This window comes from Catenulispora rubra, assembly GCF_015356825.1.
Taxonomy (GTDB): Bacteria; Actinomycetota; Actinomycetes; order Streptomycetales; family Catenulisporaceae; genus Catenulispora; species Catenulispora rubra.
Map to the genome: position 1 here is coordinate 23,782 of NZ_JAACYW010000091.1, position 13,262 is coordinate 37,043.

Below are 13,262 nucleotides of genomic sequence, written 5' to 3' on the forward strand. Positions count from 1 at the left end.
GGGGAGCGCCGCCCGGCGCCACCGGCGGCGAGACCCTACTTCTTGCCGGACTTGGCCGGCTTGGCCGCCTTCTTGGTGACCTTCTTCGCGACCTTCGGCGTCTTGGCCGGCTTGGTTTCGGCCGCCTTCGTCTCGGCCGGCTTCGTCTCGGCCACCTCGACGGTCTTCTTGGCCGAGGACTTCGCAGCCTTCTTCTCCGCGGCCTTGGCGACCTTGGCAGCCTTCGCGGGCTTCTCGGCCGCAGCCGTCTTGACCGCCTTCGGCTCAGCGGCAGCCGTTTTAACCGCAGCCGTCTTGACCGCCTTCGGCTCAGCCGCCTTGGTCTTCTTCACCTTCGCCGGCTTCGCAGCCTCCTGCGAAACCTCCGCCTCGACGACCGCAGCCACTGCCGCCGCCGGCGCCGCCTCCGGCGCCGCCTCCGTCACCTGAACCCGGAACGTCTGCCCCGCGTGGAACCGCGGCGCCACGCTGGCCGCGACCTGGATCGCCGCACCGGTCCGCGGATTCCGCCCGACCCGGGCGGCCCGCTCCACACTGTCGAACGTGCCGAACCCGAGGATCTGCACTCGCTCCCCGGCGGCCACATGGCGCATGATGACATCGAACACCGCGTCCACGTACTGCCGGGCGTCCGCGTCGGTGCCGCTCAGCCGCTCCGCCACCTCGGTGGCCAAGTCCGCCTTGTTCACCACTGAGTCCCCTCCTGTTCAACTGAAATACGTCTGTGGTTCGGCACCGTAGCACCCCAAAGTGTCCAGAAGGTGCGGCTTGCTCGGCAGGACGCGAACTGATCGGCCGCGCGCGACCCCGCGTCTGGCCCTGAGCCGGACCCAGCACCCGCCTCGTTTCGGCCCCTTTTCAGCCCGCCTATCTCAGGATTCTGCGATCTGGTTGAACAACGCAGCGGCGCGCGCGATCACAGCACGGTCCTCCGCGCTGAGCTGTTGCAACTGGCGATCGAGCCACGCGTGGCGCTGAGCCCGCGCGGCGCCGGCGACCGCGTCCCCCTCGGCCGTGGCGCTGAACAGAACCTTGCGACCGTCGTGCGGATCGCGGGTGCGCACCGCGTACCCCGCCGACGTGAGGCGGTTCACGATCTGGCCCATGGAAGCGGGGGAGACCCGGTCGTCCTCGCTGAGTTCGGTCAGCGTCCGCGGCCTATCGAAAACGTATCGACGCCCGAAACGCTCGGGATAGGCCCCGCTTGGTTCGCTTGCCCCACCGCCGGTCCACGGCGGTACGGTAAGCGAAGGGGATGGATCGATGACCATCAAGCGCAGGACGATGGCAGTGCTCGGCCTGGCCACCGTGCTGGCGGGCGGGGCGGGCAGCGGGATGGCCTACGCGTCCGGGACCGGCTCGGCGCCGACGCTGAAGGCGGTGCCCGGTGCGAAGCCGGACCTGGCCAAGGTGCAGACGGCGACCGCGATCCCGCTCGGCAAGGTGACCGGCGTGACCGGCAAGACCGGCGGCACAACCACGACCGCTCCGGCGGCTCCGGGCGCACCGGCTGCCCCGGGCTCCGTCGACTCCGGCCCGGTGACCCTGCAGGCCGTGCCCGGCGCGAAGCCCGACCTGTCGAAGGTGGTGCCGGGCATCGCGATCCCGCTCGGCGCCGTGCCGCACACCGACGGCTCGGGAACCACCGGCGCGCGCTGACGTACCTGTATATCGCCTGAGAACTGTCAATGTCCGGTTCCATCGGCATCGTCCCGTCTGGCAAGGTCGGACGGTGCCGGTGGGCCGGGTCAGCCGCTCCGGCCGATCGACGCCGGGGAAAGGAAGAGCCGTGCGCGTGCTGGTGGTCGAGGACGAGGTCATGCTGGCCGAGGCGATCCAGGCGGGCCTGCGCCGCGAGGCGATGGCGGTCGACGTCGCGCACAACGCCGACGCGGCCCTGGAGAGCATGGCCGTCACGCCCTACGACGCGGTCGTGCTGGACCGGGACCTGCCGGGCATGCACGGTGACCAGCTCTGCGGGCTGATCGTGCAGAAGTATCCGAGCTGCCGGGTGATGATGCTGACGGCGGCCAGGCGCCTGGACGAGAAGGTCGCCGGCCTCGGCCTCGGCGCCGACGACTACCTGACCAAGCCGTTCGAGTTCCCGGAGTTGGTCGCGCGCCTCCGGGCCCTGAACCGGCGCAGCCCGACCGCGCAGCCGCCGCTGCTGGAGTTCGCCGGCGTGCGCCTGGACCCGTTCCGCCGCGAGGTCTACCGCGACGACCGGCTGATCAGGCTCACCCCGAAGCAGTTCGCCGTCCTGGAACTGCTGATGCGCCGGCGCGGCGGGATCGTCAGCGCGGAGGAGCTGTTGGACAAAGCCTGGGACGCCAACGCCGACCCGTTCACCAACGCCGTGCGGATCACGATCTCGGCCCTGCGCGCGAAGCTCGGCGAACCGTCCATCGTCGGCACCGTGACCGGCGTCGGCTACTTCCTGGCGGCCTCGGCATGAGCGCGGCGCTTCTGGCCACAGCCCGCGCCGCGTCCGAGACCGAGACCGGGACTGGGACTGGGACCGGGACCGGGACCGGGTCTGGTATCGGGTCCGGCCCGCCGCGCTTCCGCCGCACGATCCGCACCCGCCTGACCCTGGCGTACACGCTCCTGATGCTCGTCCTCGCCGGCGTCACGCTCCTGGCCCTCTACCTCTTCATGCGATGGGCCCCGACCTACGAGTTCCCCACCACCGCCAGCCCGCACCAGACGACCGGCGGCACCCAGCTCACCCCGGTGCCCGTGGCCGCGGTCTCGAACGTGCTGACTCCGGTCGCGGCCAAGGGCTTGGTGGTCAAGTCCGCTGACACTCTTCTCAGTACCCTGCTGTTCGCCTCCGCGGCGGCGCTGGCGGTGCTGGTGTGTGCGGCGGCCGGCGTCGGCTGGGTCGCCACCGGCCGGATGCTGCGACCGCTGCACGAGATCACGGTCGCCGCCCGCCGGGCCGGCTCGGGCCGGCTGGACCACCGCATCGCCCTGCCGGGACCGCAGGACGAACTCAAGGAGCTGTCCGACACCTTCGACGCCATGCTGGCCCGGTTGGAGCAGGCCTTCCACGCCCACCAGCGCTTCGCCGCGAACGCCTCCCACGAACTGCGCACGCCGCTGGCCACCACCCAGGCCGTCCTCGACGTCGCGCTCGCCGATCCGGCCGGCCACGACGTGACCGCGCTGGCCCGCAAGCTGCGCGTCGTGAACCGGCAGAGCCTGGACACCGTGGACGCCCTGCTGGACTTGGCGGACAGCGCTCAGAGCGTCCTGGACGGCGAGATTGTGGACATCGCCGAGGCGGTCTGCGAGGCGGTGGCGGCCGTGACCGACGAGGCGCGCACGGCGGACATCGGCCTGGACGCGGTCCTGACCCACGCGCTCGTCCAAGCCGATCCGGTCCTCCTGCGCCAACTCCTGGTCAACCTGATGCAGAACGCCGTACGTCACAACACCGTCGGCGGCACCGCCTCGGTCGCCGTCTCGGTCAAGGACGACTCGGTCACCATCACGGTCCGGAACAGCGGCGAGATCATCCCGGACGCGGCGATCCCCCTGCTGACCGAGCCCTTCTACCGCCGCGCCGGCCGCACCGCCGAGACCGGCGGCGGCCCACGAGGCCGAGGCCTCGGCCTGGCCCTGGCCGCGACGATCGCGGCCGCGCACGGAACACAGCTGGTCCTGATGGCCAACGCGCGTGGCGGCCTCACGGCGGCCGTGACCTTCCTCCACTTGAACCTGACGTTACCCACAAAGGAAGAAGCCTGATGAAGGTCGCGGTGATCGGAGCGGGCATCGGCGGCGCGGTCCACGCCATGAGCCCGGCCCGCCGCTCAGGAGCGAACACCGCGCTCCAGAACGCGGCGCTCCTCGCCTCGAAACTGGGCGACACTGATTGCGGCGACCAAGACGTGGTCGCCGCGATCGCCGCCTACGAGCGCGAGATGATCGTCTACGGATTCGACGCGGTACGCGCCTCCCGCGAAGCCGGGCCCGCAGGAGGTAGTCGGCGTCGCAGCAGCCTGTTCCGGCGCTTGGCCGGGATCCGTTGATCTGGCCCTAACGCTGAGGCCCGCAGCCCCTCACACAGCCTTCGTCAAGCTCTCGAACTCCTCATCAGTCAGCTGCACAGCCGCCGCAGCGACGTTCTCCTCCAGGTGCGCGACCGAAGAAGTCCCCGGGATCGGCAGCACCACCGGCGACCGCCGCAGCAGCCACGCCAGCGCCAGCTGCGACGGCGTGGCGCCGTGCGCCTTGCTGATCGTCGCCAGCGGGCTGTCGGCGGCGGCGAGCCGGCCGGTCGCGATCGGCGACCACGGGATGAAGGCGATGCCCTCCTGCTCGCAGTAGTCCACGACGCTCTCCGCGGCGCGGTCGGCGACGCTGTAGCGGTTCTGGACCGACACGATCTCCGTCGTCTCCCGGGCCTGCTCGATCTCGGCGACCGAGACCTCGGACAGCCCGATGTGCCGGATCTTGCCCTCCTGCCGCAGCCGCTCCAGCTCGCCGAGCGACTCCTCGACCGGGACCTCGGCGTCGATGCGGTGCAGCTGGTACAGGTCGATCCGCTCCAGGCCCAGATTCCGCAGGCTCTTGTCGAGCTGCCCGCGCAGGTACTCCGGGCGGCCGTCCGCCACCCAGCTGCCCGGGCCGGGCCGCGTGAACCCGCCCTTGGTGGCGATGACCAGGTCGTCGGGGTACGGGTGCAGGGCCTGCTTGATCAGGCGCTCGCTGACGTCCGGTCCGTAGGAGTCGGCGGTGTCGATGAACGTCACGCCGAGCTCCAGCGTCCGGTGCAGGACCCGCACCGCCTCGGCGGGATCGCGCGGGTCGCCCCAGATGCCCTGCCCGGTGATGCGCATGGCGCCGAATCCGAGGCGGTGCACCGGCAGGTCGCCGCCGATGAGGAACGTGCCGGAGGCCGCTGCCGGGGAAGCGGTGGTGGTCATGGGAGTGCCTTCTTTCCATGCACGGTGAGATCTCGTCTGAGCCGTTCTAAGCCGTTCTGGTCCGTCGGCGTTCTCAGCCGACACAAGGGCCAGTTTTATGCCTGGGCCCGCTGCTTTCGTCACCTGTTTAGGTGAGAGAAGCGCGCCGACTCCCCTGGCAGGCTGGTGAGGGGAACGATCCGGGCCCCACCGGAAACGTCTGAACGCTCGCCCAAGGAGCACGGAAATGCCGATGATCGACGTCTACGCCGTCGCCGGGACCTTCGCCGAGCCGAAGCGGCTGACCCAGGACCTGGCCGCCACCCTGATGCGCATCGAACAGGTGCCGGACATCCCCATGTTCCGCCAGAACACCGCCGCGTTCGTGCACGACCTGTCCGCCGACCACTTCTCGAACGTCGACGGCGCCGCCGACCACATCCGGGTCCAGGTCCTGACCAACCTCGGCGCCCTGGACCGCGACAAGCAGCTCGCCGTCGTGCGCCAGCTCACCGACCTGGTGGCGGCCGCCGCGGGCGACCCCTCGGCGGCGGAGCGGACCTGGGTCCTGCTCACCGAGGCCCCCGACGGCGGCTGGGGCCTGGCCGGCCACGCGCACACCAACGCCGAGCTGGTCGCCGCCGCGCGGGCGCAGATCGCGGAGATCGCGAAGGCCGCCGGGGGCGCCGGGACCGCCGAGACCGCTGCGGCGAAGGACGAGTAGCGGCCGACGTCCGTCTCGGCCTCCGTCGGGGAGCCCGCATCACCCGAATACGTGTGACACGACGTCTCCTGGTGCGATCATGGTTCTGACACCCCGACCGAGACCGGAGACCCGACGTGACCCGTTACGCGATCGACGAACAGCGCGGCGCGCTCATCGCCGCCTGGGCCACCGGCGACGGCGACACCGCCGGCACCGTGGCCACGCTGCCGCCCGCCACTCCGGCCGACCAGCGCTACGCCGTGGCGCGCACGCTGACGGACCTGTCGGCCGCGCTGTGGCACGCCTACACCCACCCGGCCTCCGCCGCCGAGGACGACCTGGAGGACGGCAGCGAGGGCTGGCGCCGGCAGGCCGAGCGCGACGCCTTCGCCGGGGTGCCGGAGGCGATCGCGGAGCCGAACCTGCCGGAGAACGGCATGATCGTGCAGTCCTACATCGTCGTGGAGGAGGCCGCGCACCGCCTCGGGCGCGCGCTGCACGCGATCGGCGACACCGAGCTGGCCAAGTCCGTCACCGCCGAGGTCCACATCGAGATCGCCGCGGTGGAGCAGGCCGAGCTCGGCGACCTGTCCGGGCGGGCCCGCCAGGCCGTGGTGCTGTCCCGGGCCGACGCCTCCCCGGTCCAGGTCGCCGAGGCCGACCGCCTCCTGCGCGAGAACCCCTTCGGCCCCGACGAGCTGTTCACCGCCGTCGACCCGACCGCGGCCGCGGTGGCCGCCGCGCACTGGCTGCACGCCGCCGCCAGCGTCGCCGCCGAGGTCACCGGCCAGTCCCTGACCGCCGCGGTGCTGGAGGCCGACGGCATCACCGGGCTCCCGGTCGCCACCCTGTCCATCGTCCTGGACCTGCTGGAGGACGGCGCCAGCCCGCACGAGGCGGTCACCGAGCTGATCCGCGACGCGATGGCCGTGGCCGAGGGCGAGGTCCCGAACCCGGTCGGGCTCGCGGAGGCCGTCGCCGAGGTCCAGCAGGCCGTCCAGCGCGTCGCCCCGGACGACGAGGACGCCCTGGACCACCTGCTCGCCGAGGTCCGCACCACCCCGCTGGACCCGGCCCGCCCGGCGCTGGACCTGCTGGAGGACCTGCTGGTCGGCATCGACGGCTGCGCCGACCTGTTCGCCGAGTACGCCGACGACGGCGGCGTGGACGACGAGCCCGGGGACGGCGTGGCGGGGGACGACGACGAGCGCGACGAGCGCGACGAAGCACGTGTCGCCGCCGTCCGCGACGAGTTCATGGCCGCGGTCCGCGCCTGGGCCGCGGCGAACGCCGAACGACTGGTGTAGGTGCCATTCCTCTATTGCTCCGGATATCAGCCGATGTCCGGAACCTTCTGGTGCGCCGCGATACATGCCTAATCGATACGCCACCTTGCGTCCACAACTGCCGCTCACTAGCTTCGCGGATGCGTCGACGCAAGTAAGAACTCTGATTCACTCGGATCTTCCGAAGGAGCTCGCGTGGCAACGAGGAACACCCGCATGCGTCGCAGATTCAGTGTCTTGATATCCCTGGCGCCGCTCATGCTTACCGGCGCTGCATTCGCGTCCGCCGCGACAACCACCGCCGTCCCGCACTCGGCCCCGACCCAACGCCTGTGCTCGGTGGCCGAGGCGCCCGGCCAGATGGCCTGCCTCGCCCTGATACGCACCGACATCGCCGGCGTCCGCGCCGACGCACTCAACCCGGCGGCCACCCCCTCCGGCTACGGCCCCGGCGACCTGCGCTCGGCCTACGAGCTGACCGGCAGCGGCAGCGCCGGCGAGACCGTCGCCATCGTCGACGCCTACGACGACCCGAACGCCGAGAGCGACCTGGCCGCCTACCGCAGCCAGTACGGCCTGGCCGCGTGCACCACGGCCAACGGCTGCTTCCGCAAGGTCGACCAGTCCGGCGGCACCAACTACCCGCCGCCGAACGCCGGCTGGGCCGGGGAGATCTCCCTGGACCTGGACATGGTCTCGGCGATCGCGCCCGGCGCGCACATCCTGCTGGTCGAGGCCACCAGCGCGACCATCGGCAACCTCGGCGCGTCGGTGAACGAGGCCGTCGCGCTCGGGGCGAGGTTCGTGTCGAACAGCTACGGCGGCGCGGAGTCCCCGGCCGACACCGGCTATGACGCGGCCTACTTCAACCATCCCGGCGTCGCGATCACCGTCTCCTCCGGTGACAACGGCTACGGCGTGGAGTACCCGGCCGCCTCGCAGTACGTCACCGCGGTCGGCGGCACCTCGCTGACCACCGCCTCCACCGCGCGCGGCTGGAGCGAGTCGGCGTGGTCCGGGGCCGGCTCCGGCTGCTCGGCGTACGACCCGAAGCCCGCGTGGCAGACCGACACCGGCTGCCCGCGCCGCACCGTCGCCGACGTCTCCGCGGTCGCCGACCCGAACACCGGCGTCGCCGTCTACGACTCCTACGGCCAGTCCGGCTGGGTCGTCTTCGGCGGCACCTCCGTCGCCTCGCCGATCATCGCCTCCGTCTACGCGCTGGCCGGCGTCCCCGGCACCGCCGACCGCCCGGCGAAGTACCCGTACCAGCACACGTACGCGCTGTTCGACGTCACCACCGGCGCCAACGGCAGCTGCACGCCGGCCTACCTGTGCACGGCAGGCCCCGGCTACGACGGACCCACCGGCCTCGGCACGCCCAACGGCTTCTCCGCGTTCGCGCCGACGTCGACCGCCTCGGTCATAGCGCTGCGTGCGCACGCCAACGGCGACTACGTGACGGCCGACAACGGCGGGGCCTCGCCGCTGATCGCGAACCGCACGGCCGTCGGCCCCTGGGAGCAGTTCGACCTCATCAAGAACCCGGACGGCAGCGTGAGCCTGCGTGCACACGCCAACGCCCAGGTCGTCACCGCCGACAACGCGGGCGCCTCACCCCTGATCGCGAACCGGACGGCGATCGGCCCGTGGGAGTCGTTCGACCTCATCAACAACGCCGACGGCAGCATCAGCCTCCGCGCGCACGCCAACGGCGACATCGTCACCGCGGACAACGCCGGCGCCTCGCCGCTGATCGCCAACCGGACCGCCATCGGCCCCTGGGAGGAGTTCGACCTGGTCACGCCTGCGGCCCTGCCGGTCGTCAGCCTGCGCGCGCACGCGAACAGCGACTACGTGACGGCCGACAACGCCGGCGCCTCACCGCTGATCGCGAACCGCACAGCCATCGGCCCCTGGGAGTCGTTCGACCTGATCAACAACGCCGACGGCAGCATCAGCTTCCGCGCCCACGCCAACAACGACATCGTCACGGCCGACAACGCGGGCGCCTCACCCCTGATCGCCAACCGCACAGCCATAGGCCCCTGGGAGGAGTTCGACGCGGTCTACAACGCGGACGGCAGCGTGAGCCTGCGCGCACACGCCAACGGCCAGCTCGTGACCGCCGACAACGCGGGCGCCTCACCGCTGATCGCGAACCGCTACTCGATCGGGCCGTGGGAGTCGTTCGACCTGATCTACGACAGCTGACAGCAGACACGAGACTGCAGACAACTGACAGCTGACGGCTGCCCGGCTCGGAAACCGCGGGCCGTGGGACCTGACCGGTCCTGCGGCCCGCTCGACTACGCGCCTGCTGGCAGCAGCAGGCCCGGCGGCAGGTCCACCGGCAGCGGCGGGCTCACCGCCTCACGCCCCTACCGAGCAGGCTGCGCGCTGTCGAGATGCTGACTGAGCCACGTGTACATCTCCGGCAGCCAGCTCCGCCACACCTCCGGGTTGTGCGCCCCGTGCTTGTGCTCCGACACCGACACGATGTCCGGCGCCGCGGCCTGCAGCTGGAAGGCGACCGGCAGGGAGTCGGTGTCCTGGTCGGAGACCGCGGCCAGCAGGCTGATCGGGGTGTCCGGGCCGGGGCGGTGGTGCGTCAGCAGCCACAGGGTGGAGTTCTGGTCGACGACCTGGGGCCCGGCGTGCACGACCTGGTGGCCGTCCGGGGTGGAGTCGCCGGCCATCTGCGCCGCCGAGCGGAAGTACTGCGGGTACTGGACCAGGAGCTTGCCGGCGCACAGGCCGCCGTCGGAGAAGCCCATCAGGCCCCAGCCGGTGCGGTGGTCGGAGACCCGGAAGTTCGCCTCGATCATGGTGCGCACGTCCTCGGCGATGTAGGTGGCCATCTGCGGCCCGCCGGGGATGTTGCTGCAGTTGAGGTTCTGGCCGTTCTGGTTGACGTTCACCGCGACCAGCACGAACGGCGTCGCCTTCTGCTGCGTCAGCATCTGCCCGAGCACCTGCCCGCCGCCCAGCACGCTGAACCAGCCGGCGGGGCTGCCGGGGTAGCCGGGGAACAGCAGGACCACCGGGAAGTGCGTGTTGGCGTACGCCGGGTCTTTGTACTGCGGCGGCAGCCAGACGGCGACGTCGCCGCCGTTCCCGCCGACCCCGGACAGCGGCCCGCGGAACGCCGCGACCTGCGTCCCGTGCCCGCCGGGCACGAACGTCGGCTTGGGCACGTTCGGCGGCATCGGCGGCAGGTGCGCCGACGACCCCGGCCCGCCGAAGCCCAGCGGCGGCTGCTGCTGGTCGGGCGGGTTCCCGCCGGACTGGTTCAGGTCGGTGACCGGCCGCGTGGCCTGGTGCACGGCGACCGGCCCGCCGCCGTCGTCGCCGAGCAGGTCGCTCCACGAGGCGTACAGGCTGTAGTGGTTGTTGACCAGAAGTCCGACCAGGAGCAGCACCGTCGCCTGGCACAGCCCGATCAGCCCGAACCGCGACACGGCCCGCACCGGACGCGGCCCGCGGGCCCGGTTCCACAGCAGGTACGTGCCTATCGGCGCGCCGATGGCGAGGCACACCGCGAGGATGAGCAGCGGCGTGCTCGTCAAGCTCATGGGAACGGGCCTTTCGGGACTGGGGGCGCGCGTGGCGATGGAGCACAGTCTCGAGGCCTCGCAACGGTATCATTCGCACTGTTCCACACGAGAAGTTGGTGAGCCAAATCGATCGGATGCGATCTGGGTCACACCGACGCCGGCCGCACATCGTAAGGCCTGAACGTGCCCGCCGCACCCCTACGCCACCCGTCGCACACTGCCCACGACTCAGCGCTGTGCGACGGTTTCCCATGTTCAAGCAGGGAGTTCCCCATATTCGCGCCCGGCGTGGCCTTCCGGATCCGGGCTATAAACCGGATGAGACTGAATCAGGGTTTTTGGTACCTTGAACGGTTCGTTCGGGGAGGGGGAGGCGCGTGGGAGCGGAGTCTGTTGCCGTGCGACTGGTGGAGCGGGAGTCCGAGCTGGCCGAGTTGGTCCGGTACGCGGGCCAGGCCGCAGGACCGGCCGCGGGAACTGCCGGCCGCCTGGTCCTGCTGTCCGGCGAGGCCGGCGTCGGCAAATCGGCGCTGGTCGAGGCGGCCCGGCGGCAGCTGACGACCGTGCGCTGGTCGTGGAGCGCCTGCGACGGGCTGTTCATCCCGCGGCCGCTCGGCCCGCTGTTCGACGTGGCCGGGCAGCTCGGCGGCGAGCTGTGGGAACGCTGCGAGGCCGGCGCCGACCGCGAGGAGCTGTTCCGGGCGCTGCTGAACGAGCTGGGATCGGCCGACGTGCCGGACGTCGTGGTCGTCGAGGACCTGCACTGGGCCGACGAGGCGACGCTGGACCTGCTGCGCTTCCTGAGCCGCCGGCTGCGCGACGCGCCGGTGACCGTGATCGTCACCTACCGCGACGACGAGACCGGCGGCGACGCGCTCCGCGTGGCGCTCGGCGACCTGGTCGCGCAGCCCGCGACCCGACGCATCCGCCTGGAACCCCTATCGGAGCAAGCGGTCCGGATCCTCGCCGACGGCAGCGGCTTCGCGCCCGACGACGTGTTCCGGCTGACCGCCGGCAACCCGTTCTACGTCACGGAACTCCTCCAAGCCGAAGCGCACGGAGTCCCCGCATCAGCACGCGACGTCGTGCTTGCACGCACTGCCCGCCTCACCGCCGGCGCCCGCGCGGTCCTGGAGGTCGCCGCGCTCATCGGCACCAAGGTCGAGCTGCCGCTGTTGGCGGCGCTGAGCGACGACGCCGCAGAACTCGACGGTCTCGACAATCTCGACAACCTCGACAGCCTCCTCACATCAGGCCTGCTGGTCGCGGACGGGATATGGCTCCGCTTCCGCCACGAGATCGCGCGCCTCGCGATCGCCGAGGCCGTCCCCGCGCATCGTCGCCTCCTGATACACCGGCGCGTACTGAACGCGCTTCACACACAGAACTGCGACGACGAGGCCCGGCTGGCCTACCACGCCGAGGCGGCAGGCGACGCGAAGGCCGTGCTCCGCTACGCCCCGGCAGCCGCCCGCCGCTCCGCCCGCCTCGGCGCGCACCACGAAGCCGCCGCGCAGTTCGGCAGGGCACTGAGGTTCGCTGACCACGCCGACCCGACCGAGCGCGCGGGCCTGTACTCGGAGTACGCCGACGAACTGACGCTGCTCGACCGCCTGACTGAAGCCGACGACGCCGGCCGGCGCGCGCTGGCGCTGCGGCGCGAGATCGGCGACCGGCTGGGGGAGGGGGCGGCGCTGGCCCGGCTGTCGCGGATCGCGTGGAGCCTGTGCCGCGGCCAGGACGCGGTCACCGGCGCGTACACGGCGCTCGCCGTCCTGGAACCGCTCGGCCCCACCGTCGAGCTCGCCGGCGCCTGCGCGACCCTGGCGCACCAGCGCCTGCTCTATGCCGACTACGACACCGCGATCGTCCTGGCCCGCCGGGCCCGGCAGCTGGCCGAGCAGTTCGGCGCCACCGACGTGCTCAGCGGCGCGCTGAACACCGAGGGCGCCGCGGCCGCCGGGCTCGGGCAGGAGTGGAGCGGTCTGATGCATCAGGCCCTGAAGACCGCCCTGGTCGGCCGGCACCAGGACCAGGCCGCGCGCGCCTATGCCAACCTGGTCGGGATCAGCGAGGGCTGGCTCCGCTTCGCCGACGCCGAACGCTACCTGCTGGAAGGGCTCGCGTACTGCGAGGAGCACGACGCCACCGCCTACTCCAGCTTCCTGCGCGGCGAGCAGGCGCACGTCTTCGAGCGCACCGGCCGCTGGGACGAGGCCGTCGCCGTGGCCGACCGGGTCCTGGGCGACGTGGGGCCGTCCCCGGTCAACCGCCAGTGCGCGCTGGTCAGGATCGGCCTGATCCGGGCCCGCCGCGGCGAATCAGGCTTCTGGCCGGGCCTGGACGAGGCCGCCGCCACCGCCGACGACCAGGGCGAACCGCCGTACCAGGTGGCGGCCCGCCTGGCCCGCGCCGAGGCGCACTGGCTCGCCGGCGAAACCGCACAGGCCCGCCGCGCAGCAGAATCCGCTGTCGCGCCAGGCGAAGCCTGCACCTCGGTCGAACGCGGCGCGGTCGCGGTCTGGCTGCGCCGCACCGGCTCCCGGCAGCCGATCTGCGGCGAGATCGCCGAGCCGTACCGCCAAACCCTCGCCGGCGACGCAGCCGGCGCGGCGGCGATGTGGGCAGACCTCGGCTGCCCCTACGAGGCCGGACTGGCGCTGCTCGACTCGGGACACGAGGCGCGCTCCCATCAGGCGTACCGCATCTTCACCGACCTCGGCGCCACCGCCGCGGCCCAGGTGACGCGCCGCGCCCTGCGCAGCCAGGGCGCCCGCTCCATCCCCACCGGCCCCCGCGC

General features: G+C 71.9%; 12 protein-coding genes. 8 read left to right on the plus strand and 4 right to left on the minus strand.

Going from position 1 to position 13,262, the window contains the following annotated elements; genetic code table 11:
- Positions 1–35: 35 nt before the first annotated feature.
- The gene (locus GWK61_RS58650) at positions 36–689 is read right to left on the minus strand and encodes an HU family DNA-binding protein (protein WP_194911606.1); all 654 of its coding nucleotides are present in this window, start codon (positions 687–689) and stop codon (positions 36–38) included.
- A gap of 183 nt (positions 690–872) precedes the next feature.
- A complete protein-coding gene (locus tag GWK61_RS24355; RefSeq protein ID WP_228562876.1) occupies positions 873–1,271 on the minus strand; it encodes a MarR family winged helix-turn-helix transcriptional regulator in 399 nt (132 codons plus the stop codon).
- Between GWK61_RS24355 and GWK61_RS24360 the strand changes: the two genes are divergently transcribed.
- The 4 genes from GWK61_RS24360 to GWK61_RS24375 all read left to right on the plus strand — a co-directional run bounded on the left by GWK61_RS24360 (position 1,264) and on the right by GWK61_RS24375 (position 4,037).
- Positions 1,264–1,659 (plus strand): hypothetical protein, encoded by a 396-nt coding sequence (locus GWK61_RS24360; protein ID WP_194911611.1) that lies wholly within the window; start codon positions 1,264–1,266, stop codon positions 1,657–1,659. The genes GWK61_RS24355 and GWK61_RS24360 overlap by 8 nt on opposite strands.
- Before the next feature lie 130 nt (positions 1,660–1,789).
- Entirely contained in the window at positions 1,790–2,455 is a 666-nt protein-coding gene (locus GWK61_RS24365; RefSeq protein ID WP_194911613.1) for a response regulator transcription factor, read from the plus strand.
- The gene (locus tag GWK61_RS24370; protein WP_194911615.1) at positions 2,452–3,753 is read left to right on the plus strand and encodes a sensor histidine kinase; all 1,302 of its coding nucleotides are present in this window, start codon (positions 2,452–2,454) and stop codon (positions 3,751–3,753) included. The genes GWK61_RS24365 and GWK61_RS24370 overlap by 4 nt, the downstream gene beginning before the upstream one ends.
- On the plus strand, positions 3,753–4,037 hold the full coding sequence (locus GWK61_RS24375; RefSeq protein ID WP_194911617.1) for an FAD-dependent monooxygenase: 285 nt from the start codon (positions 3,753–3,755) through the stop codon (positions 4,035–4,037). The genes GWK61_RS24370 and GWK61_RS24375 overlap by 1 nt, the downstream gene beginning before the upstream one ends.
- A 30-nt stretch (positions 4,038–4,067) precedes the next feature.
- Here GWK61_RS24375 and GWK61_RS24380 read toward each other — a convergent pair whose 3' ends face one another.
- On the minus strand, positions 4,068–4,934 hold the full coding sequence (locus tag GWK61_RS24380) for an aldo/keto reductase (protein ID WP_194911619.1): 867 nt from the start codon (positions 4,932–4,934) through the stop codon (positions 4,068–4,070).
- A 226-nt stretch (positions 4,935–5,160) separates the two neighbouring features.
- On the opposite strand from GWK61_RS24380, the gene GWK61_RS24385 reads away from it, so the two are divergent.
- The 3 genes from GWK61_RS24385 to GWK61_RS56840 all read left to right on the plus strand — a co-directional run bounded on the left by GWK61_RS24385 (position 5,161) and on the right by GWK61_RS56840 (position 9,119).
- Positions 5,161–5,637, plus strand: coding sequence for a tautomerase family protein (locus tag GWK61_RS24385; protein ID WP_194911621.1), 477 nt, complete (start codon positions 5,161–5,163; stop codon positions 5,635–5,637).
- Between the two features lie 116 nt (positions 5,638–5,753).
- Positions 5,754–6,926, plus strand: coding sequence for a hypothetical protein (locus tag GWK61_RS24390; protein ID WP_228562869.1), 1,173 nt, complete (start codon positions 5,754–5,756; stop codon positions 6,924–6,926).
- 195 nt (positions 6,927–7,121) lie between these two features.
- On the plus strand, positions 7,122–9,119 hold the full coding sequence (locus GWK61_RS56840) for a hypothetical protein (RefSeq protein ID WP_228562870.1): 1,998 nt from the start codon (positions 7,122–7,124) through the stop codon (positions 9,117–9,119).
- Positions 9,120–9,286: 167 nt separating this feature from the next.
- Here GWK61_RS56840 and GWK61_RS24400 read toward each other — a convergent pair whose 3' ends face one another.
- Positions 9,287–10,480 carry an alpha/beta hydrolase gene (locus GWK61_RS24400; RefSeq protein ID WP_194911623.1) on the minus strand — a complete coding sequence of 398 codons (1,194 nt, stop codon included), beginning with the start codon at positions 10,478–10,480 and terminating at the stop codon, positions 9,287–9,289.
- Between the two features lie 380 nt (positions 10,481–10,860).
- Here GWK61_RS24400 and GWK61_RS24405 point away from each other — a divergent pair.
- Positions 10,861–13,262 (plus strand): AAA family ATPase (locus tag GWK61_RS24405; protein ID WP_194911625.1); only part of this gene is annotated, 2,402 nt, incomplete at its 3' end.

Bases quoted from the DNA above. Each gene is read 5' to 3' on its own strand.
- GWK61_RS24375 (WP_194911617.1), top strand. From the start codon at position 3,753: ATGAAGGTCGCGGTGATCGGAGCGGGCATCGGCGGCGCGGTCCACGCC.
- GWK61_RS56840 (WP_228562870.1), top strand. From the start codon at position 7,122: ATGCGTCGCAGATTCAGTGTCTTGATATCCCTGGCGCCGCTCATGCTT.
- GWK61_RS24380 (WP_194911619.1), bottom strand. From the start codon at position 4,934: ATGACCACCACCGCTTCCCCGGCAGCGGCCTCCGGCACGTTCCTCATC.
- GWK61_RS24400 (WP_194911623.1), bottom strand. From the start codon at position 10,480: ATGAGCTTGACGAGCACGCCGCTGCTCATCCTCGCGGTGTGCCTCGCC.
- GWK61_RS24370 (WP_194911615.1), top strand. From the start codon at position 2,452: ATGAGCGCGGCGCTTCTGGCCACAGCCCGCGCCGCGTCCGAGACCGAG.
- GWK61_RS24360 (WP_194911611.1), top strand. From the start codon at position 1,264: ATGACCATCAAGCGCAGGACGATGGCAGTGCTCGGCCTGGCCACCGTG.
- GWK61_RS24385 (WP_194911621.1), top strand. From the start codon at position 5,161: ATGCCGATGATCGACGTCTACGCCGTCGCCGGGACCTTCGCCGAGCCG.
- GWK61_RS24355 (WP_228562876.1), bottom strand. From the start codon at position 1,271: ATGGTCATCGATCCATCCCCTTCGCTTACCGTACCGCCGTGGACCGGC.